Source organism: Acidithrix sp. C25 (assembly GCF_904848545.2).
Genome location: NZ_CAJHCI020000002.1, coordinates 798,834 through 823,006, shown reverse-complemented (window position 1 = coordinate 823,006; position 24,173 = coordinate 798,834). Strand labels below are relative to the sequence as shown.

Below are 24,173 nucleotides of genomic sequence, written 5' to 3'. Positions count from 1 at the left end.
TTCAGGTATGAGTTAAGAAGACGAGTGAAAACAAACCACTGACGAAGCGTTCGAAATTGGTATGGATGATGTCGAAACCGAGGGACGTCGAACTTTCGGGACAACTTGGAGACTAACCCAATTAGTGCTCCTTGGGCATCCGGCGTGTAGGTGGCGTGAGCTTAACATCAGGCGTTTATGTGGTGTTGCCCGCCAGCCAAGCTGATCATGCAGACGACATGGTAACTGATCATGTTGTGTGATCGCTATGTCGCCAGTGACACTGATGGTGGTCACGGCGGTCCTCTGGTTGTCGCTAACTTTCTCATTCTCACTCTGAATCAACTTCTGATATTGCCTGGCGTGCCGATTTCTCATCTACGATTGCGCTTTTATATTTGCAAATGTAGCTATCAGTGCTTGACGGGCAAGGTTGTTGACCGCTCTCGGCAGACCTCTGGAAACCTGATGAATCAGTCCCAACGCTTCATCTGAAAATAGAGCATCCGTTCGACCTGCCAGCTTCAGGTGATGTAGCGTATAGCTTTTGGTTTCCTCCGATTTCATTGGTGGAACGCTATAGCGAAGCGATATTCTCTGTTCAAGTGCGCTAAAGGTTGAAAGTCGCAGCCGTGCCTTTAGATTTGGCTGACCAACTAAAACCAGAGCAAAAGAGCTGGATGAATCCATATCGCTATTGGTAAGAAATCTCAGCTCTTCTAACTGGGAACCTTCCAAGAGATGAGCCTCGTCACATACCACTATCACCTTTCGTCCCTTTTCCGATTCAGATGCAAGCAGCGAGATTGTCTGGGAGATAAGCGGTGTTTTGTAAAAACAGGGACTCTCGCCTAAATGAGAGACGATCCCTGAATATATCCCTTTAGTTCCAAGTGCCGGATTAGCCAGATAGATAATACTGTGTCTCGATGGCTCTAACAGTGACACTGCTTTTCTCACTGCTACTGTTTTGCCAGATCCAACTTCTCCGGTTATCACTCCAATAGCTGATTCATCAACTAAAAAGCCAATCCGGGCAACTGCTTCTAAGTGCCCCTGGTTGGGGTGGAGATCAGACGGGGATATTTCTTTTGTAAATGGCATCTTTGTAAATCCAAAATGTGAACGTATCTGATCTATGCTCATTTCTCTTCCTCTGCGTTTAGCTCCCTGTAGCCAATTGGAGATCCAAGGTATTTCCTGTGCTGTTTATCCACCAGGGATAGATAGTCAATTCCGGTTGGTTTTATGGTTTCTGGCGAGTGGGCAATGGTCATCGGATGCGAATGGCGGGAGATTTTATGAATAACAGCCTTACCAAAGTCTCTGTCCATATACCGCACATTGATAGCTGAGAGATCGAATGGATCAAAGACCAGATCTACTTTCCTACCTACCAGAGCCTGGTCTACTTCGTAGTCGTTCCCATAGAGGGAAACCGTTGCAGTTTTTGTAACAGTTCTTGATTCAGAGAATAGAAATGCCTCCCGCACAAGAGAAAGATCTGGTATCTTTGGCAGAATGGAGAACCGTTCAAGTGGTGTCTGGCCGGTTTCAGAATGAATCCATCGGTGATAGACCTGTTCCACCCACCCCTGGAAGCGTTCTTCGAGAACTTCCAGCGAAGAGATATCGCTGTGGGCTACTTCTACTAGGAACTGGTCTCTTACCGTTGATGAAAAAACGCTCAATTTTTCCACGACCCATTGGACGCCCAGGTTTCGAGTGCACTAGCCGAATCCCGAGAACTGCCAGGGCTCTTAGCAGTTGACGCGAGACAAATGGACTCCCGTTGTCGAGATACACGGTACCCGGTATACCTCTTGAGAGTATTCCACGTCGTAGCGCTGCCTGAACTGAAAGAGTATCTTCAGAATATGTCCAGCGGTGAGCTGTAACCAATCGGGAGTGATCGTCACAAAAACAAAACAAGATTGCCTTCTTTCCGGCAATTACCGGGCCGTGTAAAGCATCTCCCACCCAGAGCTCATTTGGATAGTCTGCCTCAAATCTCCCAAATGCAATGTTTTGACCGCTCAGCTGGGATCTTGTGAGTCCTAAAGCTTTGAAATGACGCTGTGGAGTTCTTTCATTAGGTGACCATCCATTTTGAGTTCTGATGATCTGGGCAATATGGGCTGCTGTTCTAAAAGGATCTTCTTTTCTTAGCTCACATGCTAAAGAAAGCAGATGCTCCGGGGTACGGGGCTCAACATGGCGTGCTGAAGGGTGAAGAGCTTGAAAGCCGCCTTTTCTGTAGGTACGGATCCAGCGGTCGATGCTTTGGCGCGATACCACTACCGGAACTCCGTCAATACCAATATGTGTTACAGAAGCCAACTCGCGTACAAGTTGCCCCCGCTTTGTTTTAGAGAGGGTTTCATCTGCAGCTTCACGAACTATCCCGTAGCGAAATAGTGCTATATCTTCCGCTCGGTGATGTTTTGGCTCTTCCAGTGGATCCGTTGTCACTTTTTCTCCTTTTTGTCGTGCCAATAAATGACAAAAAGAATCATTACTGATTATGAAGGTGCTGGAAAGGGTGAGTTGGTGTTGGAAAGAAGTCTTCCTCCGCACATAACTGACATCTGGGACCATGGGGGACTAGGACCAAAGCGGATGCTTAGAGAACGAACAGCAATCCCAATTGCACTTATTGCATCTGCGAATAGAGATCCCGCTGGGGCAATCTCAGACAATGTGACATCTAAAACCAGAGCCCAATTGGTGAAGTGTTCTAGGAGTATCTCCAACTTTTCTCTAAAACGTCTGAGCCAGCCTCGGACGGTTGTCTCGGGACGACAGATATTTGCAGCGATCTTTCTATGTCCAAGTCCCTCAGCCTTTTGAACTAAAGCTGACCCGATTACCGCTGCTTCGTCCACCCGGCGAACTAAAAGGTAATCGGGCAGGAGAACCGAGGTCTTAAAACAATCACTACAGCGCGATCTTCGTGGACAAAGCGTCTTTGTGCAGTCACGCATACGAATGGTTCTCGACCTCGCATGTGCCCATTTCCGAAGCACTCCGTTACAGGATGGACAAAAAAGTTTTCCACCCAACAATTCAGATTCCACAACGTCGGGATCACTAGATACAATTAAGGTCATGGTGCCTCTGGCATCTCTGGGGGACCCTCTTGTAGTTCGGACAAAAAACAGCGAGGGGGTCCCATTTTATTCGGACTCCCTAGTTTGCCCTAACAGATAGCGACAACGCAACTACACAGCCACCTCTACGTCATCATCAGCTTCAGTGACGCCTTAATACCCCCGCGTAATCAACGAAAGCGTCGCCCTACAAACCAGAGTAATCTTCTTCCGCGCTCTTGTTATAGCTACATTTAAGCGTCTGTGACCGCCCTGCATGTTGATCGGACCGAAGCGGTACTGCATTCGCCCATCCGCTGTTTTGCCATATCCGATCGTCAAGATGATTGAGTCGCGTTCGTCGCCTTGAACTCTCTCGAGGTTCTTGACAAAAAACATCTCATTTCTTGCTTTGGGAGAGGCGCTTCCGCTAATGAATGCCTCTAGTACGGGGTTCTCTCTTCCGGCGCGCCGAAGTGCTTCTTCGATGCGATTAGCGTGCTTTATGCCCATTGTTATTACGCCAAGGGACTCACCTGGGTGACGCGCGGCGTGTTCGGCGACGAGTGCTACCACTCGCCTTACTTCATCGGCGCCAGATTCCAGCGGATCTAACCTATTGGAATGGAATGGGACAAGTACGTGGCTTATACAACTTTCACTGCTCACGCCTGGGAAGGTCGTCATAGAAAAACTGTAAAGTTCGCTCTGTGCATTTGAGAAGGCAATAAGGCGCTCGTCCTTTGACCGATAGTGCCAGCCAAGGGTGCGAGTACCGATAGGAGGAGGCAAAATTGCGCTCATCGCATCCAGGATTGATTCCATATCCTTTGTGACATCGGTTTCGTATATTTCGCTTTCGGCACTCTCGTCGTCTTCTCCCCCTCCTGACGATGTCGCAAAGAAGCTTGTAGGCGGTAATTGACGTGGGTCACCAGCGACCACAGCTTGTTCTGCTCGCATTAGGGCGCCAACGGCATCCGCGGGGCTTACCTGAGATGCCTCGTCGAAGATGACAACGTCAAATAGTCGTTGGGTTGGCAAAAGTTGAGCTACAACGAGTGGGCTCATAATCCAGCATGGCTTTAGTGCCCCTAAGACGTTAGGTGCGGCCTCGAACAATGTCCGTACCGGAAGGTGGTTTCGCTTTAAGTGAGCTTGGCGTTCAATGACTTCCGATTCCCTCGGACAGCTGTCGCGAACTTGGGTTATGCGCTCGCTAACCGCTCGGCGAACCCTAATTGACGCACTTTTTATATGTTCGCGATCTGCTCGTTGAAATTCAGTTACGGTGCGAGAATGCGCTGTTCCATCGAATGCTCCAATAAGTGAATTAGATAGTGAGACGGATTCAATTATTGATATCAACCAGACGTACTCCAAAGTCTCCAAGGTACCGTCTACAGTTAGTTTTTTCGAACGCATCTCTGCCAGGAGACCACCTAGTGACGATTCTTGGAGTTTAGCGTTTAATCGAATTAATTCAGGAATCTTAAACAGTGTTGTAGTGTCTTCAGAGAGGCTAATTAGCAGGTCGCAAAGCGTAGGAAAAGACATATCCAGAAGATTGGTGTGTGCTGTCAATTTAGCAAGCTCTTCTAGTTGTAGTACGACCTTTTGATAGCCGTCTTCATTGTCCAACAATTTAAATGCGGTCTCGGGAACGGTGACATCTTTTTTGATCTGAGGCCACGCTTCCAAAACGTGCTGTGCCTTCTTTATGGCAATCGAAAGCTCTTTGGGAGAGGGCTTAGGACCGATCCAAATCCGTGAAGCTTGCTTTCGGGCATGACGATAGGTTCTATTGGTAATTTTCGTAATCCAACCACCGATGCCACCTGATTTGCCTGGGGTAAGGTCGCGTGCAAATTCAGCCAGCGGAAGTTCGAAGATATCCTTGTTGAAGACTTCCAATGTCGTTTTCGTATCTCTAATGATTTGAAGGATGTCACCCCACGTCCTCATCGCCGTAGGAATAAGAAGCCCACAGTCGGCGACCGTCTTTGAGAAGGTTTCGAATGCAATTGTCAATGTCTTCGTGTTGAGGGTTGTCAGCAATTCGAGGACTTGAGAGGCGGCGTCGGAAGTTGAAATTGTGGAGTCAATGAAGGCTCCTCCCCAAGGGCTGCTCTGTGAGGAAAGGGTAAATCCACCCAAGCCGAAAAACTTTTCTAGATTCGCATAAGTATCTCTAAATTTATCTTTGTCCAGTCGTACCAATGCTTCACCTCGAATCCGAAACGTTGAAGTTGCTGAATCTGAAATAGCCATGATCCGCGATTGGGCATCGTAAATGCTCAAGCCCCATGGTTCGCGACTCTTATGTAATGCGTCGGTTACCTCTATTAAGGTTCGCTTTCGTTGAGTTAGGTTCTCATGCACGGCAGTCATATCCGGACGAGCAATAGAAGAGGCAGAGGCTAAGGACTTAGCGAGATTTTCGGCAAGTTTGCGTCGCGACCCCGCCCCGTCATGGAGATCGAGCACAAGGTCCTCAAGTCCAACGCTCCGTAGACGGTCTACTACCGCGTCGATCGCAGCACGTTTTTCGGCGACAAAAAGGACCTTTTTCCCGCGAGCGGCCAAAGTGGCAATAAGGTTGGCTATTGTCTGTGACTTTCCAGTGCCCGGAGGTCCATCAATAACCAAGTCCGCACCTCCGACGACAGCATTTATTACGTAGGATTGGCTAGCATCGGCGTCAAGGACAAGGAATTCATCTTGGGGTGGTTGTCGATCGGGATCAGAGAGCGTTATCTCTGGATGTCGACTACGGAGAGACTCGAGCGAAGCTTGATCGCCAGCGAGAGAGGAAATAAGGTCTGATGCGACCATCGTATCAAGTGATTTCTCAAGGTCAAGGACCATGGGGAGCTTAGCATAGGAGAAATTTCCAATCACGATTCGAGGTTTTACCTCAAATCCATTAACTGCGACACATGCTTTTGAAAGATTATCAAATAAATTATTGGAGTCTATAGAACCATTTCTACTATCGGTAATATTTGGCAGATCGATAGCTTCAAAATCGATCTTCTATTCGGTCTTAAGCATGTGTAAGAGCGAAGGGTTTGTCTCCCACTCTTCTGTTAGTTCTACCTCAAAATCTTCTCCTGCGCTATTTTTCGGTTTTAGATTGATCGGCCGCAATAAAACCGGAGCCGCAGGAGTCGCTTCGCTATTGGTGTTGTTCCAAGTGGCCATGCCCCACGCTACGTGTAAGGTTTGAAGCCCCCTCTCCTGAAAGTTCTCTACCGCCTTAGCGTTGATGGTGCGCACACGGCGAGCGGCTGTTTCTCGTGCTGATTCACCAAACAAATTTGAAAGTAGCACCTTACCTCCAGCGAGCAGGGCCTTCAAAACGGCTTCATTTTGAGTCGATACCGGTTCGAGCGCCAAAGTACCCTGCTTTAGCCTGAATCCACAGAATTGGACCAGCTTGAGCCCTTCGGTGTGACTCTGAGTCGGTTTTTTGGAACTGATTTAGGTTTGACGGAGGGTCTATGGCTTAAATCTGGTTTCAGAGTGCCAAATATGACCTATTCGCTTTGTGATTGAGCCTTTTTGGTCATTTTTGAGATTCTGAAATCTCATTTTGGGTATAGTGACCTAATCCCTTGTCTTCTAGAGCAGTTCCTTCAAGTAATATTCAGTGTGTTAGGTAACCAGATGTTCAGGTGATGGCGATCTCAAACTTTCTGATCCGATCAAGAGCCTCTAAGAACTTATCCTTATAGTGCCAGTGTTCTTCAAGATGCAGTATTACTTTTCTAGCTGAACGAGTGATATGTCCTGCGATCTGAAAGTAACACCGTCGAAGCTTTGGTGTGGTTATTACAGTTTCTGCAATAGCACCTATTTGTGCAGTTGCACCGTGTCGGGTTGTGCAGTTGCACCGCGCCAGGTTGTGCAGTTGCACCGCGCCAGGTTGTGCAGTTGCACCGCGCCAGGTTGTGCAGTTGCACCGCGCCAGGTTGTGTGCAGTTGCACCGTGTCGGGTTGTGCAGTTGCACCGCGCCAGGTTGTGCAGTTGCACCGCGCCAGGTTGTGTGCAGTTGCACCGTGTCGGGTTGTGCAGTTGCACCGTGTCGGGTTGTGCAGTTGCACCGTGTCGGGTTGTGCAGTTGCACCGTGTCGGGTTGTGCAGTTGCACCGTGTCGGGTTGTGCAGTTGCACCGTGTCGGGTTGTGCAGTTGCACCGCGCCAGGTTGTGTGCAGTTACACCAATAACTAACCAGACCAGAGCTAATTAGACCAGAGCTAACCAAACGGCATTAGCGTTCATGTATCTGGATGGAACATGATTCCACCCCGAACCTCCTTTGAGATCCTTGATGACTAGTTCGATCTGGGCATGTGCTCGGTGATCAGCCTCAAGGAAAAGCGTTTCGCCTTGTCGATCGGTAATAAATGCGTGATAGTCATAGTCACTAAATAGTGCCAGCTGAGACCCTGGAGTAGGCTTGACCCTTCCTACGATAAGACGAACGTCTTGTCTATCTCTTGCAAATGCGCGATATTTCCCTGTATTTCCCTGTATTCAACTTCTGCTACATCAGCTCCACCTTCAAGCCAATAAGGAATTGAAGTCCATGTTTCTTCTGGTATGGCTGCAATAACCTGCTTCAATCGTTTTGACATCCGTGTTGTAATGCAAAAGCGAGCATTGCCCGCGCTAGCTGCGTCTCTTACGGCTCTTGAGAAGAACCCAGAGTCAAAACGCATGGTTATTTCACCAGTTGCTCCGGCGGCTCTGGCATTGTTGATTACCTGGGTTACAAACTCCCCGGCACCACGAGCGGTATTGGCGTTGCCTTCACGTGTCACTATTCCAAGAATGTCACCTGTTTTACCAACAGCTGCTAGGTGTGGGTGATACCCCCTTACTTTGGTATAACCAAAGTAAGCTCCTTCTTTTTTGTTTCCATATACCTGACATATCGTGGAATCAACATCAATGGTGAGTGACTCATCACCTGGACCTGCTCCAGCTAGCCAGGCTCGTTTTAGCAACAAAGCTGCAACTCGTTCAACATCTGCGATGTCACTGGTCTCAAAACTACGCAAGAAGACACCAAACCTAGATGGTGCTGGCATTATCTGACCAAGGATAACTTGCGCATTTGGGCTTTCAAGGATTGCAGTGTCATCAATGCAATCACCACCGGCCAAGATAGATGCGACGATAGCCATAGCTTTTCTGCCAACATTTGCTCGTCCAGGACGATCCTCTAGGTCAATGTGTAAATCAAAGAGATCCCTAAGGCCAAGTCTCTCAGCAAGGGTGATAGGGAGTATTAACCCACTGTTGGAAACTGCGTTCGAATCGTCAAAGGTGACTATCAAACGGTCTAAAGCACTAGCAGATGCTCGCATCTAAAAGGTGCTCCTTGAACTGATAGATTTGAAGTGTCTTCAAACATCATTCTACCAGTTCAGAGCACCTTTTCTATGCCAAAATCAAAGTTGAGCGGCTAAATTTTCGGTGGATCTAGGTTTAGATCGCGGTAATAGAGCAGGTTGTTTCTTCCACCAAGGTCGACAAGCTCATTGATCCAAGCGCTTGCCGCCTTCGTGACGAGTTCGACGCGCTTATTCGCAGATTCAGCCGATGTTACGATTGTCGGGTTCAATTCGCTCACAAAAATCTCCACTCGCATTTAAAGCTGATTCGGACAAGAATATGCGATTTGGGGGGCTTTTGATTGATTATGGCTTAGGTTTGCTCAATTTTCGAAAAACAACGACAAATTCAACTTACCTTAAATATTCAAAATCATAAAAGTGACAAGGTAATATCTGTTCAATAGAACAAGGTCTGTGGGTTGGTAGTCAGAGCAAAAAACGTGCAATGCATACTTCTCCGAAATCCTCGAAACCGATGTGCAAAAATTATTATACTTCTGAACAGCGGTACCAATTTATCGATATGAAATTATATAGTCGGCCAGAACGATGTCAGCTATTTATCAAATCACCGTTTCAGAAGCGATAGACCCTTCGATCCGATATTGGAATTTCATCAGAATCAGACTTGGAAAACGCCAAATATGAGACCATTCGCTCCGAAATACAAAAAGGACCCTTTCGAGGTGTCAATGGCTTACTAGTTCTTGCGACCTGGCCAACGGAGGCGATCAAAAGTGCACCGTCAATCTCTTGAAGTAAGCGTGGTTCGATAATGACGACGGTGGGTGCTACGTAATTCGGAGAGCTGCGAATCGCCAACTCTAACACCAGAGGTCTTCAAATGCCGCATTGTGCTTTACGAGCGTAGTCATAGGGTACTCCCTGAGGCGAATTCGTTTTTTAGAGCATTAGTGCAGTGGGCTTGACCTTTAGTGAGTTGCGACAATCAATTTACTTGTCTGCGGGATTCTTTGACTGGGGTTACGACTGCTTTGGCATATTGTCTGAGCAGCCATGGATGCCACTTGTGAAACTGGAAAGTTTTTGACCGCGGACATCTCTCTTGTATTTATCTTCTTTTTCATTTATGGTAAAACTTGGATCTATTGAGCTGATCCATTCTTTGAATTTACGGAAATCGCCAAAGGCATATGGGTGTCAATATTCGTGCTTGAAGACTTGCTAGATAACATTTTGTACCCGCATGATCGTTGCAAGAGTCGTTGCGACGGATAGCACTGAAATGCCCCGAAGGAGCGACTGGTTTGGTGGCGATAAATCTGTTACCCTGATGTGGTTTTCATGGAGTGCCGCTCTGAAGTTAGTTTTTTTTCTTCCCGAACTACTGCTCTCCTAGAAATGCCAATTTGTCAAGTGGCAATTGCTGCCTTCTGGCCATCGTTATTGATATTGGAGAATCAGAGTCTTGCCCTAGTTCTGCCCCCGTGGATGTGGCAGAACACGCAAAGGCGTCTGGAGAGCGAAAACAAAAGAGGTGCATATGAATGTATATGCATTTCGGAGCGGAAACATTTCACGTAGCAGGTTTCAATGATAAAAATAAATCATTTTCGATTTTTTCGAATTATGCTAATTTGGTTATATGACAACGATAGGCCAAGCAGACGAAGAAACCTCTGAAGCTAATTTCAATAGCGATCGTGAAAAAATTCCCGTCTTCCCTCCTGATACTCTCGACGAGCTCCTCGAATTGTCTCGGTTCATTCAGGTTCATACGGAACCTGGATTCTTAGTAGGACCCGACGGAGAAAAGACACCTCTATCTGCAGAGGTATATGAGGTTCTGCGGCAGGTAATAGAAGCAATGCGCCGTGGCAGGGCAATACTCGTATCATCGCAGGGACTCTTTCTGACTACCCAAGAAGCCGCCGACTTTTTGGGAGTAAGTAGACCTACGTTGGTCAAGCTTCTCGAAGAAGGTACGATTGCATTCGAAAAGCCGAATCGCCATCGTCGCGTTCGCCTCCAGGACCTAGTTGACTTCCAGCAAAGACGCCGAATTGAGCGCAAGCAAGTCTTGAACCAGTTAACTGAAGAGGCATCTGAACTCGGACTTTATGATGGTTCTCCTGACGACTACAAAGATGCGCTCAGGGAAGTCCGTCAAAGACGGTCTCAATCTGATCATAAAGCATAAGGCAATGACTCGTTATTCTGCAGTTTTAGACGCTTGCGTGATCGTACCTATCGCACTAGCTGACACATTGCTACGCGTAGCCGAAAGCGGACTTTATCGGCCGCTTTGGTCATCCAGGATCATCGCCGAAGCCATGGATGCAATTTTAATGATTTACCCAGAAATGAACGGCGAAAAGATTTTTGGGAGATTTCAAGATATGAATAGGACATTTGACGATGCATGTGTGGAAGGCAGGCAAGATCTAGAACTTATAATAAAACTTCCGGACGATGACGACAGACACGTGGTATCGACGGCGATCTGCGGACGTGCGGACGTTATTGTAACCTTCAATCTTAAGGACTATCCTTACGATGTACTTGAAGCATTTAACCTCGAGGTGATCCACCCGGATTACTTTTTGTTGAATCAGCTTGACCTTGCTCCAAAAAAACATTGTTGAAGTAATTCGGGAACAGGCTTCACATGCACGCCACCCCAAATTAGACCCTGTAGACCTTCTGGCGAGACTTGCTAAAGCGGGAGTTCCTCATTTTGCTCAAGAAGTTTTACGACTCATCTGAGTTGAGAAGGACAAATAATTGCCCTTCTTGCAAAATGCAAGTTGAATTAGCCTCTCAATCCCTCGGTAATGATTTCGGCCCGGTCGATTCCATTCGGGAAGACTCGGTTCGAGGTGTTCCAGCTGTAGCTGACGTTCTAGGAGTCTGCTAACCCCAGTTTCGGCTGAATTCCCCCAAGACCCCGTTTAAGCCCCCTTTTAGCCCCTATTTAGGGGTAACCCCTATTTGGAGATGCTGGTAGATGAAGTTCGGTTTTCTCAAGTGGCGAATGTAGTGCCCTAAGCTGAGAGTTAGCTGCGAATATTGACCTACAAGGTAATTCATCTGGTATACTTGTTATATGTTCATTCGCGAGAAGACCACTAAGAATAAGGCAACTGGAACTAAATATATAAAGCATCAGTTAGTTAGGTCTTATCGCGAAGGAGACAAAGTACGCCAAGAGATAGTTATGGATCTAGGACGACTTGAGATCGATCCTAAGGACTACAAGAAGCTAGCTCAGATATTGACGATGAGACTAGCTGGCTTTGAGTCTCTGTTTGAAGGTGATCTAGAACTAAAGTCAATCGCCGATAAAGTTCTATCTAGCTTTTCTGTTACTCAAACACTTCGCTCTGATCGTGAAGTAATCACAAAAGATGCCGAGTTCCTAAATGTCAATACATCATCTCTAGAGGCATCTGATATTAGGCGCTTAGGTCCTGAACTAATAGCTAGTAGCTTCTATGACAGATTGAAGATCAAAGAGCAACTACTACGTTGTGGCCTTAGTGAAAAAGAGACAGCAATTGCTAAAGCTGTAATATGTGCTCGTTTGGTTGCTCCTTCTTCTGATCTTGAAACACATCGCTTCCTAAAAGAGGACTCTGCACTCTATGAATTGGTAGACCAAGACCTTAGCAATATCGGTAAAGATGCTATTTATGAGATAGCTGATGCTATCTACGAAGCTAAAGACTCAATCGAGATGGCACTTATCAAAGCCGAGAATGAGCTTTACCCAACTAATAAGCGTCTCTTTTTATTTGATCTTACCAATGCCTATTTTGAGGGACGAACACTTGGTAATGATCTAGCCCAATATGGCCACTCCAAAGAGAAGCGCTTCGACTGTACTTTAGTAAGTCTTGCCCTTTTGGTGGATGATCGTGGACTACCGATCTATAGCCACATATATCCCGGTAATCAGTCAGAGCCTGAAACCCTTGGTGATGTCTTATCTAGTATCTCTAGTCACCTAAGACAGGGACTCTTTAGCGAAGATCTCCCAACGGTTATCATGGATAGAGGGATAGCAACTTATGACAACATCGCACTGATTGAGTCCTATGGTCTTAGCTATCTGGTAATTACACGCGCTAATGCAGCTAGACACTATCTAGCTGAACTACGCCAAGGAAAAGATACCTTCTTAGAGATCAAGAACTCCTCCAATGAGAGCATCTACATCAAAGAACTGGGTGATGGCATGGGTGTTGAGATGGATGGCAAGGTGGGAGTTGCTGAGGTAGAAGTTGCTGAGGCGGGTGCTGAGGTAGAAGTTGCCGAGGCGGCCAATGAGTCTCTTGGCGTCGATTCCATCGATGCTGGTCTACAAGTTGCCGGTCCTCAAGTCGCTCATCCACAAGCTAACCATTCACTTGGCGGCGAGTCCCTCGGTATCGATTCGATGGATACTGCTCCACAAGTAGGCGGTCCACAGGCCAAGCACTCCCCGAGCAATGAACCCCAAGCCAATCATTCCAATAGAGCTCAACCATACGCAAGTGACTCAATGGACAACAAGATAAAGCAGATCCTATGTATCTCAGAGCGTCGCAGGGATAAAGAAGAGGCAATTGCTAGAGGTATGCAAACTAAGTTCCAGAGTGCATTTGACAAACTAGCTGACTCAGTTAAGCGTGGTCAATATTCCAATGCCACAACTGTGGCTTCAAGAATAGGAAAGCTAAAGCAAGAGCATCGCTCTATTGCACGTCGCTATGAGATAGATGCCATAACTGGCGATGACCAAAAAGTCAAAGAGCTGGTTTTGACCGAGAAACCAAAAGTAAAAGAAGCAGCTGAGACTCTCTATGGTGCCTATGTGATTGAGACCAATAGGAACGATCTAGAACCAGAAGAGATCTGGAAGCTCTATTCGCATAACACTCTGAAATGCTCCAATGAGCCCTTTTAATTTCTTGTAAAGTGTGTTAATCTTCTCATGACATGCTTACACCCGAGGAACTCGCCACTATTGAAGCATTCATGGCGAAGACTGAAAACATCGACGAATATAAGCGGGCGCTGGCAGTTCTCACCCTTGAAGATGGGAGTCCCCTCAACAGGACAGGCCTCTCTGTCAAGCATGTACAGCGAATTCGACGGTCATTCCGCGGCGTTGGCACTGAGGCATTCAAGGACAAGCGCCATAACAACGCTCCGGTACTTCTCTCAAAGTCTCAAAGAGATGAAGTGGCAATCATGCTCACGACTACAACTCCCAATGACCACGGCTATAGCAGTTCCCCGTTTTGGTCAACACGGATCCTGGCTACAGTACTCAAGCGCAGATACGGTGTTCTCTATGCCTCTAGGACTAGCTATTACGTTCTGTTTCGGGAAAGTAAGTTCAGCTTCCATCTGCCGGGCAAACAGTACGAGAAGGCTGATCCACAAGCGGTAGCTGAATGGAAAGACGAGCAGCAAGAACGTCTGAAAGAGGCATTCTCTGATCCAGATACGGTGATTCTCTGTGAAGACGAGATGGTTCTCACTCAGGCGACAACTACTCAGAAAGTGTGGATACCGAAAGGAACCACACCAGCTGTAATTGAGACCAATGGAACCAGAAAGAACCGGAGCATCTATGGGTTTTTGAACCTCAAGACAGGCAAGGAGCATGCATTTGCAACAGAGCGCCAGACTATGCATGAAACAGCGGCCATACTGCTGGCGATCCGCAAGATCTACCCAAGAGAGAAGATTCTGCTTATATGGGATGGGGCAGGATGGCACAGAGGGAGCGTCGCTCAAGAGGCAATTAGGGAGCATCACATCGAAGCAGTCCATTTCCCTCCGTATTCTCCGCAACTCAATCCCCAGGAACACGTTTGGAAGCAAGGGCGCTCTGCTGTAACCCACAATCGCTTCATTCCCAAGATTGAACCAGTCACAAAGGAATTAGTCGACTATCTCAACACGACGACATTCCCATACTCTTTGCTTGATTTCAAGGAGCAAGTCAGAGTGTGAGCTCTATATATGACCCTAACAAAGGTAGAGGATGCATTCAAAGCCCTAAAGAGCAGTCTAGGGATGAGACCGATCTATCACCAACTAGCTAGTCGTACCGCTGCTCATCTATTTATCTCAGTAGTTGCTTATCACCTCTATGGAGCAATTGCACTTAGCTTATCTCAAGCCGGTGACAAAAGAAGTGTTCACAGCATTCTTGCTCAAGTGTCTACCCATAGCCGCTTGAACGTAACGATGTTAGATGATAACAAACGTCTACATAACCTTCGTATCTCCTCTACTCCAAACTCTACCCAAAAAGAGATCTACTCTATTCTTGGAGTAGTAGATACCCTAGCTCGAACCAAGAAGGTGATTGCTCAACTGTAGTGCCCAAATCCAGACACCAATATGCTCATGACCTGGGCTTTCATGGGGTGGTTGCCGAAAGTAGGGCTAGGCAATCAATCAAGAGCAAAATTAGTTACTAATAGTTTTGCACATCTAAAATGGGCTAGTGGCCCTTACGTTGGCTTCATGGTTGACTATTGAAATAGATTTTCATCTCCTTTGACTGGATCAATTAGTGCCTGGGTCGACTAGGCCAGATCGCAATCTGATCTGCCAATCTGATCAGATTGGGGATAGCTATTGACTTAGGTGATCTTTGAAGAGTTTATAGGCGATGGCGGCGACTTGGATTGTGATATCGTTTCTAGACAAAAGCGCAGCTGGTGGTGTGGATGGTTTTGGATAAGGCGGTCCCTCTTCGTTTGGATTATACCAGAGCTTTCTTCTTCTGTATGAAAGTATGTACTCACCCTTGGGCCCGGGCAGATGACCAACTTGTTCCGAAACCTAATTGTCAACAATCGCGGCCATAAACGCCACATTATGGCCCAAAGAGGACCTAGGTGTAATTGAATTTCCGTCGATGGAATAGTCTTACAATAATAGAATTGAATTGTCTAAGGTCATCCAAAGTCAGGTGCGGTCAGAAAATGGTTCTGAGGATAAAAAGCGAAGATCCTACAGTTGGGCCCGGCGAACTCAGCATTAATCCAATGCGCAAAAAGGACCTCTCGGCTATTCATGAGATCGAGAAGCTTGTCTACCCAAAGCCGTGGAGTGTAGGGGTTTTTTTATCTGAATTAGCACACCATAAAGAGCGTTCTTACTCAGTTGCGGTTCTGGGCGGCGCTGTGGTGGGTTATTCGGGGGTAATGTACGTTTTAGAAGATGCACATATTACCAATATCGCCGTTCACCCAGACTTTCATCGCCATCATATCGGCTCGGCGTTGATGTATTCGTTGGTTTTAGAAGCCCTTGATTATGGTGCTAAGAACCTAACGCTTGAAGTCCGCGTGACCAACTTGGCTGCTCAACGTATGTATGCCAGTTTTGGCTTTATGCCAGTTGGGGTCAGAAAAGGGTATTACCAGGAAAATAATGAAGATGCGATCATCATGTGGGTATATGAGGTCGATACGCCCGAATATCGAGATCGCTTGGTGCAGCTTGCCTCAAAGCGCAATTTGAGCGCTCGAAGACGCCATTTCCGTTGGTTCAAGTAACAATACCATTGTGGAGCCAGCGGTTTTGCTAAGTTGATGTTACGTCTAGGTTAGTGCCGGTGGTCACGTTTTTACACTGAAACTAAGCTAGGGTATCCCGCTGCAGGATTATGTCAAACAGATCGAGCAAGCTAAAAGCATCAAGCACCCGACAACTTGCCCGAAGCGATCACAAGGAGATGGAATTGATTCCTCGATAATTTTGCATTTGTGCTCGGCCGGGCCAAAACCATTGATTGTCAGCCGGTAAGTTACTAATCTTGGCGTTATCGCACTTCGACCGACCTCCTGCGGAGGAGTTTCAAGCTGTTAGGTTCACAAGTAGAGTATCGCTAACTCAGAGTTTCCCTTGCCGAATCTAGATCACATCATTTAGTAATTATGTGTCAACCTTTACCGGTGTCTCCGGCTTTGATGGATGCTCCATGATCTTAGAAGTAGTTGCTTCTGCGAGGTAACAATTAGAACTACGGAGGAGAATGGAGGTAGCTTAGATCTTACAAAAGTGATAACTTTATTGGCAGGCTCTGGAGTCTCCAAGAAGTTCGAGTCGTTTAAAGCCTTTGGTATTTAGATTGCAAGACGAATATGAACACTCGTTGATAATTTGTAAAGGGTTTGCCTTTGTGTAGGTTTTTGGGGCTCTCATAACCCTCATGTGGGTCACCAAGACCCCATAACCGGTAAGTAACGCCTGTACGATAAGAACTTTTGGGTCTTTAAAAGCATTGAATGAAACGTGCACGGTTTGTGACCTCTAAATTTGAAGTTACTAACACACAGATTTAGGAGAGCCGTTTTTGGTCAGATAGATTTCTGAACTCCCAGCTTGCAATGCCAGTTTCGCTTTGCTAAAAGGTAAAGAAAAGCTCTAAATTCAAGGTAGAGATTTTTGTGATCTGGCCTTCGACTAGTTTGATTCTATGACGATGATTCCCGCTGATACAAAAGATTGGACCTGGGTCCTTGAGAGGCCGTGCAGCGAGTGCGGTTTTGATCCAAAGAGTTATAATCGCTCTGGCTTTTCTGGTGCTATTGCCTCTAATGCTGCGCAATGGTCCAAGGAGTTATCTAAACCCCAAGTTGGGATTCGAGAGAGTCCGCATCGTTGGTCGACCCTTGAATATGGATGTCATGTCCGTGACGTCTATGAGATCTTCAATGAGCGACTGGAACTTATGCTGTCGCAAACTAAGCCAACTTTTGCAAATTGGGACCAGGATAAGGCTGCCATTGACGGGCGCTATGGTGATTCAGATCCGGATGCTGTTGTTTTTGACCTTGGTGTGAGTGCAAATAAATTAGCTCGTCGTATTGAAACACTAGAGGTATCTGACTGGGAGCGCGAAGGGCTTCGCTCGAATGGAAGTTTATTTACTGTCGAGTCGATAATTCGTTACCTCCTGCATGATGTTGTCCATCATATTTGGGATGTAACACATAATGAGAAGGAGATAATATAGGTTCAATCCAAAGCAATCCCATTGGGAGAGTTTCGCCTTTACCTTATAGTTTTAATGGCAAGGCGAACCCTTTCGGCGTTATCTCTAGGGCTCGCTCGCTCACTTTTTCTACCTATGTTTTTACAAGAGGTCTGATGGATCTGCCTGATCTGCGATGGACGATATTGGGGACGATATATGGGGCGATAGCTGTGTGGGATCTTGTTTTGTAGAGTCCGCTATGGGTAATAGGCATACCGACAGGGCTCGGTTTTTGTCAGGGCTTTCGGTTTTGTTTGGCCACTCATGATGATACTGATTGTGAGCTCGATTTTTCCCGATTATACGCAAGCTCGATTATACGCAAGGATGCTTGGGCGCCTGGCTGACTCTCAGATAGGTACTTCGGCAATCTCCAAACCTTCGCGATTGCTTTTTGCGAACCTTACTAGCCGACCGAGCCCAATTGTGGGTAGGTTTCGATGGGTCATTAGAGAATTATCGCGATAAGATCGCACCCAAATGGCGAGGTCTAACTGGGTGGATGTGATCTATTGTTTAGGAGCATTGTGAAGAATTTAATACTTGGTATTGAGACCTCCTGCGATGACACTGCATTAGGAGTCGTCGACAGTGGTGGCATCGTTTTATCGTCTGTAATTGCATCTCAGATCGATATTCATTCTAACTTTGGCGGGGTGGTCCCAGAGTTGGCCTCTCGAGCACATGAAGCCGTGATAATAGAGGTCCTAGAGCGAGTTTTAAAAGAAGCTGGTCTAAATGCTCAAAGTTGCGGCCTTGATGCCATAGCAGTAACCAAGGGTCCTGGGTTGGCTGGTTCTTTGATGGTTGGAGTTGCAGTAGCAAAGGCCCTTTCCTTGGGATGGCGTATTCCGCTGATTGGGGTAAACCACCTAGAAGGCCACATCTTTGCCCTTAGCCTTGAGGGGCGCCTAATGCATTTTCCAATGGCTGTGCTCGTGGTATCAGGTGGCCATACGATGATTGTGCGCGTGAATAGCTTGGGCAGTTATGAGATATTGGGTGAGACTCTTGATGATGCTGCCGGTGAGGCATTTGACAAGGTTGCACGCTTTATGGGCCTTGGATTTCCCGGGGGTCCTGAGATCGAGAAGGTGGCGACCAATGGAGATCCAAGCGCCATTCGATTTCCTATCGCTAAGGTGGATCGACGCTTTGACTTTTCCTTTTCGGGCCCCAAGACGGCTGTCGTCAACTACCTTCGGTCTAATCCAGGAGTTTCAGTAGAAGATGTCGCCGCTAGCTTTCAGGCCTCCATCGTCGAGACGCTGGTTGCAAAGACTATGGATGCTGCGATATCAACCAACTGCGTCTCAATTGGCCTTTCAGGCGGTGTTGGCGCCAATAGTTTGCTACGGGAGCGGTTGTTGGCTGCAGGAAGTGTTGCGGGGTTAGAGGTTGTCCTTCCGGCCAAGGTAAATTGCACCGATAATGGAGCGATGATTGCCCAAGCGGGTCGTTTTCGTCTCGAGACCTTCGGCGCGGACGACTACGGTTTGGATGTTGAGGCCTCTCTGCGTCTTTAGCTTTTGACCCAACTCCTTTAACGGTGAGAGGTCAATCTGTTGGATGAAACTAGAACCTTGTGACAAATCGTTTTAGCACTCATAGGTAGAGAGTGCTAAAATCGAGACTATATTAAAAGTGAAGTCAATCACACAAGGAGGCTTTGGGAGAAAATGAAGCTAAATCCACTCGATGATCGTATTGTAGTAAGGCCAGCGCAGTCCGAAGAACGGACCGCTTCTGGGCTTGTTATTCCGGATACAGCGAAAGAAAAGCCACAGCAGGGCGAGGTCTTGGCAGTTGGCCCAGGCCGTCGTGCAGATGCAACCGGCGAAGTTATCGTTCTTGATATCGTCGTGGGTGACACAGTTGTCTACTCGAAGTATGGTGGCACTGAAATCACAGTTGATGGTGAAGAACTTTTGATCCTCTCTTCGCGAGATGTTCTAGCAAAGGTGACCAAGTAGATGTCAAAGATGCTCAAGTTTGACGAAAATGCACGTCGTTCGCTTGAGGCCGGAGTTAATAAACTCGCCGACACTGTGAAGGTAACGTTGGGACCAAAGGGTCGAAACGTAGTACTTTCCAAGAAGTTCGGTGCTCCGACAATCACAAACGACGGCGTTTCAATCGCCCGCGAGATCGAGCTAGAGGATCCATATGAGAATATGGGTGCTCAGCTTGTAAAAGAAGTCGCGACAAAGACAAATGACGTAGCCGGAGACGGCACGACAACAGCAACTGTTTTAGCACAAGCCCTTATTCGTGAGGGATTGCGAAACGTAGCAGCTGGTGCTAATCCAATGGTGCTCAAGAAGGGCATCGAAAAGGCAGTAGCAGTAGCAGTGGAGTCGATCCAAAAGCAGGCTAAGCCTGTTGACGGGAAGTCCGACTTCGCTCAAATTGCATCAATTTCTGCGGCCGATACCTCGATTGGCGATGTTTTGGCGGAAGCCATCGACCGTGTTGGTAAAGACGGAACTGTCTCGGTTGAAGAGTCCAATACCTTTGGTATTGAACTTGAATTCACTGAGGGTATGCAATTTGACAAGGGATATCTATCCCCTTACTTTGTTACCAATCAGGATCGTCAAGAGGCAATAGTAGAGGATCCTTATATCCTCTTTTATGGCTCCAAGATTAGTTCGGTCAGCGAGATCTTGCCTCTCTTAGAGAAGGTTATGAAGACGGGTAAGCAACTAGTAATAGTTGCCGAGGACGTCGACGGCGAAGCACTAGCGACTTTGGTTGTAAATAAGATCCGCGGAACCTTCTCCTCGGTAGCAGTCAAGGCCCCCGGCTTTGGCGAGCGTCGCAAGGCGATGCTACAAGACATGGCAGTTCTTACCGGTGGCCAAGTTATCGCAGAAGAGGTTGGCCTCAAGCTCGAGAATGCCACCCTTGACTTACTTGGTACGGCTCGACGTATCGAAGTTACCAAGGATGATACCAAGATCATTGGTGGACATGGATCTAAGGATGACGTAGAGGGCCGTGTTGCTCAAATTCGTCGAGAGATCGATGCTACCGATTCGGATTGGGATCGCGAGAAGCTACAGGAGCGTCTGGCAAAGCTTGCTGGTGGCGTTGCTGTAATCAAGGTTGGAGCAGCCACTGAGGTTGAGCTCAAAGAGAAGAAGCACCGTATTGAAGATGCCCTCTCTGCTACACGAGCTGCAATCGAAGAAGGTATTGTTGCCGGTGGTGGCACAGCATTGATTCGTAGCCGTATCGATGTTGAAAACCTAGCTGCTACACTCTCTGGCGATGAGGCAACCGGAGCGATTCTTGTTGCTAAGGCGTTAGATGAGCCACTTCGATGGATCGCAAATAATGCCGGTGTTGAAGGCGCTGTTGTAGTCCAAGGAGTTGCTCGCGAAGAGGGTTCAATTGGTTACAATGCCCGAACCGGAGTTTATGAGGATCTCGTAAAAGCGGGAGTAATCGATCCAGCTAAGGTCACTCGATCTGCACTTCAAAATGCAGCCTCAATCGCTGCACTGCTTTTGACGACCGAAGCTTTGATCGCCGAGAGGCCATCTGAGAACGATTCGGCTATGCCAGGCGGCGGCGCCGGCGGCATGGGCGGCATGGGCGGCATGGGCGGCATGATGTAGTTTTGAAGGTTATCAATCTCTATAAGGGATAAAATCTTCAAATTGTTTGAGATTTGGGCCAAGTGAGTAATCGCTTGGCCCAAATCTTATTTAATAGGGTTCTGCTTTATTTATGTAGATCGTGATCACGAGGGAACTCTAAAAGGATGACCGTCCTCTATGTCTGGAATGAACGTCGGCCTTTGTTTGGTAACCATTAGTTTTTCTAATAGTAAAGGTCCACAAATTGAAGTATTTATGGCTATTGTGAGATAGGTATAAGGCTCAAAGTCTACATTGACGAAACAGAACGTCAGAAAATGTGTTGTGGAATAATGTGTTATCGGATGGAGAGCCAAATGATCTTGCCTGACCCTGGGGTCCTGATCGTTTGATTGAACCTTATGGGGCAGGATAGTGATGTGTAAATGATGGGTGAAATTATTGAACTCGACAGTCGATATCGGCAATTAGTTCCGAGACCTCCGCTAACTCGGCGGATGAAGCGGCCGGTTTGGATGGATGAATTGGCAGAATCCTTACCTTTGAATCGATTTGACTTGGCTAGAGCTTTTTCCATGGGTGAAGCCTCTCGAGATCTCGCACCAAAACCCGCACCAAGTCTGCCCGACGGAGATATGAAACGACCTGCCGGCGTCTTGGCGGTATTGACAGGATCCGCTTTCTCGCCTTCCATGGTTTTTACCAGGCGGAGCCTTCATCTAAAGAGTCATAGTGGAGAGATCGCCTTTCCCGGTGGCAAGGTCGAGCATGGCGAGACTCCGATGGATGCCGCAATCCGTGAGACTTATGAGGAAATTGGAATCGAACCATCCACATTGGATATTCTGGGGAAGATTACTGAGTTGGCAACGTCAACGAGTGGTATCTCAATGTCGGCATACTTGGCCATGTCAAGTGTCTCATCCCCCATCTATTACCCTAGTGAAGATGAAGTGGCAGCTGTTATCGAAGTTCCAATCGCAGAACTCCTCTCGAGCGCGATCTACCATCGGGAAGTTTGGATACGTGGTCATGAAGAACGAGAGATGCACTTTTTTGCCATCGATGATGATCTTGTATGGGGTGCCACAGCATACATTACGGTTCAAGCGCTAAAGAGAATATATCTGGGTTTGCGTCAGAAGTGAGGCGCGCCAAGAGATCAACGTACGAAGGGAAGATGGACCAATGGCGTCTGTAACGTTTGAGGCTGAAACTTTAGAAGAGCTCGTCTCTAAGATGAAGCTATGGATACATAGCGCTGATCAGATGAGTAAACGATCGTCGGATCTTTCTGGTGCTATGGGTAGTGCTACTGAAGTTACCAGTGAATTAGCAAAGGCTGCTATCGAGCTCATTGCTCGATCGGCACCCGAACCAGTCTCTAGCTCCGAGATCTTTAAGAGGCTGACCTCACTCGGTTTTGAAGTAACCGAAACCGCCAAGAGGACCGTAACCTCGACTCTGGACGCCTTGAGCGAGACTGAAGGAGATGAAGGAATTATGGACAAGGTGGACAAGGCCCGTGATGCGGCTATCTATGAGATGAGCCAGGCTGTGGCTCGTGGAGTCCTCAAGATCATAGGACTTTGACTCTAAATTCTATTTTTGAGGTCATTTTCTAGAATCGCCTAGGTGTGGCGTATAACACAAATGCAATTTGTTGTCAAGTGGTTATACTGATCATATGGAACGCTTCTTTTGTGAAAATGGCCTCATTAACTTCTCCAAGGAGGGTTTTTGATGGCAGAAGTCGAAATCGGTAGGGGAAAGTCCGGACGCCGTGCGTACGGCTTCGACGACATCGCAATCGTACCTTCGCGACGTACTCGTGACCCAGAGGATGTCGATATTACTTGGGAGATCGATGCATTTCGATTTGACCTCCCACTTCTTGGATCTGCGATGGATGGAGTAATTTCTCCAGCGACAGCTATTGAGATTGGTCGCTTAGGCGGACTGGGAGTTCTGAACCTCGAGGGGTTGTGGACTCGATATGAGGATCCAGAGCCATTCCTGGCCGAGATTGCTTCACTTCCGAGTGAAAAAGCTACAGAGCGAATGCAAGAGATCTACTCTGAACCAATCAAGGCTACTTTGGTGACTGAGCGAATTAGGCAGATTAAAGCTGCGGGTCTTACCGCGGCTGCATCGCTAACTCCTCAACGTACCCCTGAACTTGCGCCGGCCGCTTTAGCTGGAGAGCTAGATCTTTTGGTAATCCAAGGAACTGTCGTCTCTGCGGAGCACGTCTCTAAAAATCACGAACCCCTCAACCTGAAGAAGTTCATTCGTGAGTTTGATGTTCCAATTATCGTTGGAGGATGCGCTTCGTATCAAGCAGCACTTCACCTGATGCGAACTGGAGCCGTCGGAGTTTTGGTGGGCGTCGGTCCTGGTAATGCATGTACCACACGAGGAGTACTCGGATTGGGCGTGCCTCAAGCTACCGCTATTGCTGACGCCGCTGGCGCTCGGATGCGCCATTTGGATGAAACCGGAGTTTACGTCCACGTCATTGCTGACGGTGGAATGAGTAAGGGCGGGGACATCGCCAAAGCAATCGCCTGTGGTGCCGATGCAGTTATGATCGGCTCGCCGTTAGCTTCAGCCTATGAGGCCCCTGGTAAGGGCTATCACTGGGGAATGGCTACATTCCACCCAACCTTACCTCGAGGTGCCAGAGTCTCAGTCTCTCAGCGTGGTTCTCTAAAGGAGATCCTTGTTGGTCCTGCTCGTGAGAACGACGGACGTTTGAACCTTTTTGGTGCGCTAAAGACATCGATGGCAACGTGTGGATACGAGACAATCAAAGAGTTCCAAAAGGCTGAGGTTATGGTTGCACCTGCTCTTCAAACTGAGGGTAAGGCACTTCAGCAAGCTCAACGAGTTGGTATGGGCCACTAGTAGCTGGATCAGCTGGAATCAAAAGGTCTAGTCTATGATTGACCGCTTTTCAAAATAAGTGAGATCTACCAGGCCGACGGTATTCTTTGGATCCTTATGGGTGTATTTTAAAAGGACTTCGGGGATTGGTTTGGTTTTTGCGTAGTTGCTCAAGCGACTCCGCGATGGTCTTTCAAT

21 protein-coding genes and 2 pseudogenes are annotated in these 24,173 nt (G+C 47.4%); 14 read left to right on the top strand and 9 right to left on the bottom strand.

The annotated features are described in order from the left end of the window. Nucleotides 1-310: 310 nt before the first annotated feature. The 9 genes and pseudogenes from ACIDITHRIX25_RS96670 to ACIDITHRIX25_RS96630 form a co-directional block, all read right to left on the bottom strand. Nucleotides 311-1,125 (bottom strand): annotated as a pseudogene (locus ACIDITHRIX25_RS96670) (ExeA family protein). Next, nucleotides 1,122-2,475: pseudogene (locus tag ACIDITHRIX25_RS96665) on the bottom strand (DDE-type integrase/transposase/recombinase). Before ACIDITHRIX25_RS96665 ends, ACIDITHRIX25_RS96670 begins: the two co-directional pseudogenes overlap by 4 nt. Before the next feature lie 26 nt (nt 2,476-2,501). Then, nucleotides 2,502-3,089, bottom strand: coding sequence for a DUF6431 domain-containing protein (locus ACIDITHRIX25_RS96660; RefSeq protein WP_201733314.1), 588 nt, complete (start codon nt 3,087-3,089; stop codon nt 2,502-2,504). 153 nt (nt 3,090-3,242) lie between these two features. Continuing rightward, nucleotides 3,243-5,969 carry a DEAD/DEAH box helicase gene (locus ACIDITHRIX25_RS96655; protein ID WP_213333451.1) on the bottom strand — a complete coding sequence of 909 codons (2,727 nt, stop codon included), beginning with the start codon at nt 5,967-5,969 and terminating at the stop codon, nt 3,243-3,245. 135 nt (nt 5,970-6,104) lie between these two features. Then, nucleotides 6,105-6,467, bottom strand: a complete 363-nt coding sequence (locus ACIDITHRIX25_RS96650) for a DUF4011 domain-containing protein (RefSeq protein WP_201733312.1) — start codon at nt 6,465-6,467, stop codon at nt 6,105-6,107. A gap of 274 nt (nt 6,468-6,741) precedes the next feature. Then, nucleotides 6,742-7,221: a hypothetical protein gene (locus tag ACIDITHRIX25_RS96645; RefSeq protein WP_201733311.1), complete on the bottom strand. Its 480-nt coding sequence runs from the start codon at nt 7,219-7,221 to the stop codon at nt 6,742-6,744. A 320-nt stretch (nt 7,222-7,541) separates the two neighbouring features. Further along, nucleotides 7,542-8,444 carry a transposase gene (locus ACIDITHRIX25_RS96640; protein WP_201733310.1) on the bottom strand — a complete coding sequence of 301 codons (903 nt, stop codon included), beginning with the start codon at nt 8,442-8,444 and terminating at the stop codon, nt 7,542-7,544. Nucleotides 8,445-8,542: 98 nt separating this feature from the next. Then, nucleotides 8,543-8,710, bottom strand: a complete 168-nt coding sequence (locus tag ACIDITHRIX25_RS96635) for a hypothetical protein (RefSeq protein WP_201733309.1) — start codon at nt 8,708-8,710, stop codon at nt 8,543-8,545. Between the two features lie 340 nt (nt 8,711-9,050). Beyond that, a complete protein-coding gene (locus ACIDITHRIX25_RS96630; protein WP_201733308.1) occupies nt 9,051-9,296 on the bottom strand; it encodes a hypothetical protein in 246 nt (81 codons plus the stop codon). Between the two features lie 784 nt (nt 9,297-10,080). On the opposite strand from ACIDITHRIX25_RS96630, the gene ACIDITHRIX25_RS96625 reads away from it, so the two are divergent. From ACIDITHRIX25_RS96625 to ACIDITHRIX25_RS96560, 14 genes are all read left to right on the top strand, one after another. After that, entirely contained in the window at nt 10,081-10,635 is a 555-nt protein-coding gene (locus ACIDITHRIX25_RS96625; RefSeq protein WP_201733307.1) for a helix-turn-helix domain-containing protein, read from the top strand. Nucleotides 10,636-10,639: 4 nt separating this feature from the next. Next, on the top strand, nt 10,640-11,080 hold the full coding sequence (locus tag ACIDITHRIX25_RS96620; protein ID WP_201733306.1) for a PIN domain-containing protein: 441 nt from the start codon (nt 10,640-10,642) through the stop codon (nt 11,078-11,080). Further along, on the top strand, nt 11,052-11,201 hold the full coding sequence (locus ACIDITHRIX25_RS96615; protein ID WP_502756218.1) for a VapC50 family PIN domain-containing toxin: 150 nt from the start codon (nt 11,052-11,054) through the stop codon (nt 11,199-11,201). Before ACIDITHRIX25_RS96620 ends, ACIDITHRIX25_RS96615 begins: the two co-directional genes overlap by 29 nt. A 340-nt stretch (nt 11,202-11,541) precedes the next feature. Further along, nucleotides 11,542-13,383, top strand: coding sequence for an IS1634 family transposase (locus ACIDITHRIX25_RS96610; protein ID WP_201733305.1), 1,842 nt, complete (start codon nt 11,542-11,544; stop codon nt 13,381-13,383). Between the two features lie 32 nt (nt 13,384-13,415). Beyond that, nucleotides 13,416-14,441, top strand: a complete 1,026-nt coding sequence (locus ACIDITHRIX25_RS96605; RefSeq protein WP_201732410.1) for an IS630 family transposase — start codon at nt 13,416-13,418, stop codon at nt 14,439-14,441. 9 nt (nt 14,442-14,450) lie between these two features. Beyond that, a complete protein-coding gene (locus ACIDITHRIX25_RS96600) occupies nt 14,451-14,813 on the top strand; it encodes a hypothetical protein (protein WP_201733304.1) in 363 nt (120 codons plus the stop codon). Between the two features lie 611 nt (nt 14,814-15,424). Continuing rightward, on the top strand, nt 15,425-16,000 hold the full coding sequence (rimI, locus tag ACIDITHRIX25_RS96595) for a ribosomal protein S18-alanine N-acetyltransferase (protein ID WP_201733303.1): 576 nt from the start codon (nt 15,425-15,427) through the stop codon (nt 15,998-16,000). A gap of 923 nt (nt 16,001-16,923) precedes the next feature. Beyond that, on the top strand, nt 16,924-17,463 hold the full coding sequence (locus tag ACIDITHRIX25_RS96590) for a DinB family protein (RefSeq protein ID WP_052606590.1): 540 nt from the start codon (nt 16,924-16,926) through the stop codon (nt 17,461-17,463). A 545-nt stretch (nt 17,464-18,008) separates the two neighbouring features. After that, nucleotides 18,009-19,010, top strand: a complete 1,002-nt coding sequence (tsaD, locus tag ACIDITHRIX25_RS96585; protein ID WP_082058775.1) for a tRNA (adenosine(37)-N6)-threonylcarbamoyltransferase complex transferase subunit TsaD — start codon at nt 18,009-18,011, stop codon at nt 19,008-19,010. A gap of 153 nt (nt 19,011-19,163) precedes the next feature. After that, nucleotides 19,164-19,457 carry a co-chaperone GroES gene (gene groES / locus ACIDITHRIX25_RS96580; protein ID WP_052606586.1) on the top strand — a complete coding sequence of 98 codons (294 nt, stop codon included), beginning with the start codon at nt 19,164-19,166 and terminating at the stop codon, nt 19,455-19,457. Beyond that, nucleotides 19,458-21,107, top strand: a complete 1,650-nt coding sequence (gene groL / locus ACIDITHRIX25_RS96575; protein ID WP_052606585.1) for a chaperonin GroEL — start codon at nt 19,458-19,460, stop codon at nt 21,105-21,107. A gap of 407 nt (nt 21,108-21,514) precedes the next feature. Next, a complete protein-coding gene (locus tag ACIDITHRIX25_RS96570; protein ID WP_201733302.1) occupies nt 21,515-22,237 on the top strand; it encodes an NUDIX hydrolase in 723 nt (240 codons plus the stop codon). Between the two features lie 40 nt (nt 22,238-22,277). Then, the gene (locus ACIDITHRIX25_RS96565; protein ID WP_052606583.1) at nt 22,278-22,682 is read left to right on the top strand and encodes a hypothetical protein; all 405 of its coding nucleotides are present in this window, start codon (nt 22,278-22,280) and stop codon (nt 22,680-22,682) included. A gap of 150 nt (nt 22,683-22,832) precedes the next feature. Then, a complete protein-coding gene (locus tag ACIDITHRIX25_RS96560; protein ID WP_052606582.1) occupies nt 22,833-23,996 on the top strand; it encodes a GuaB3 family IMP dehydrogenase-related protein in 1,164 nt (387 codons plus the stop codon). The last annotated feature ends 177 nt before the right edge of the window (nt 23,997-24,173 follow it).

What these genes read in the sequence shown, in the direction of transcription:
- ACIDITHRIX25_RS96565 (WP_052606583.1), top strand. Translation starts at nt 22,278, where the DNA reads ATGGCGTCTGTAACGTTTGAGGCTGAAACTTTAGAAGAGCTCGTCTCT.
- ACIDITHRIX25_RS96625 (WP_201733307.1), top strand. Translation starts at nt 10,081, where the DNA reads ATGACAACGATAGGCCAAGCAGACGAAGAAACCTCTGAAGCTAATTTC.
- groES (WP_052606586.1), top strand. Translation starts at nt 19,164, where the DNA reads ATGAAGCTAAATCCACTCGATGATCGTATTGTAGTAAGGCCAGCGCAG.
- ACIDITHRIX25_RS96600 (WP_201733304.1), top strand. Translation starts at nt 14,451, where the DNA reads ATGACCCTAACAAAGGTAGAGGATGCATTCAAAGCCCTAAAGAGCAGT.
- ACIDITHRIX25_RS96605 (WP_201732410.1), top strand. Translation starts at nt 13,416, where the DNA reads ATGCTTACACCCGAGGAACTCGCCACTATTGAAGCATTCATGGCGAAG.
- ACIDITHRIX25_RS96660 (WP_201733314.1), bottom strand. Translation starts at nt 3,089, where the DNA reads ATGACCTTAATTGTATCTAGTGATCCCGACGTTGTGGAATCTGAATTG.
- ACIDITHRIX25_RS96590 (WP_052606590.1), top strand. Translation starts at nt 16,924, where the DNA reads ATGACGATGATTCCCGCTGATACAAAAGATTGGACCTGGGTCCTTGAG.
- ACIDITHRIX25_RS96560 (WP_052606582.1), top strand. Translation starts at nt 22,833, where the DNA reads ATGGCAGAAGTCGAAATCGGTAGGGGAAAGTCCGGACGCCGTGCGTAC.
- groL (WP_052606585.1), top strand. Translation starts at nt 19,458, where the DNA reads ATGTCAAAGATGCTCAAGTTTGACGAAAATGCACGTCGTTCGCTTGAG.
- ACIDITHRIX25_RS96570 (WP_201733302.1), top strand. Translation starts at nt 21,515, where the DNA reads ATGATGGGTGAAATTATTGAACTCGACAGTCGATATCGGCAATTAGTT.
- rimI (WP_201733303.1), top strand. Translation starts at nt 15,425, where the DNA reads ATGGTTCTGAGGATAAAAAGCGAAGATCCTACAGTTGGGCCCGGCGAA.
- ACIDITHRIX25_RS96640 (WP_201733310.1), bottom strand. Translation starts at nt 8,444, where the DNA reads ATGCGAGCATCTGCTAGTGCTTTAGACCGTTTGATAGTCACCTTTGAC.
- ACIDITHRIX25_RS96610 (WP_201733305.1), top strand. Translation starts at nt 11,542, where the DNA reads ATGTTCATTCGCGAGAAGACCACTAAGAATAAGGCAACTGGAACTAAA.
- ACIDITHRIX25_RS96620 (WP_201733306.1), top strand. Translation starts at nt 10,640, where the DNA reads ATGACTCGTTATTCTGCAGTTTTAGACGCTTGCGTGATCGTACCTATC.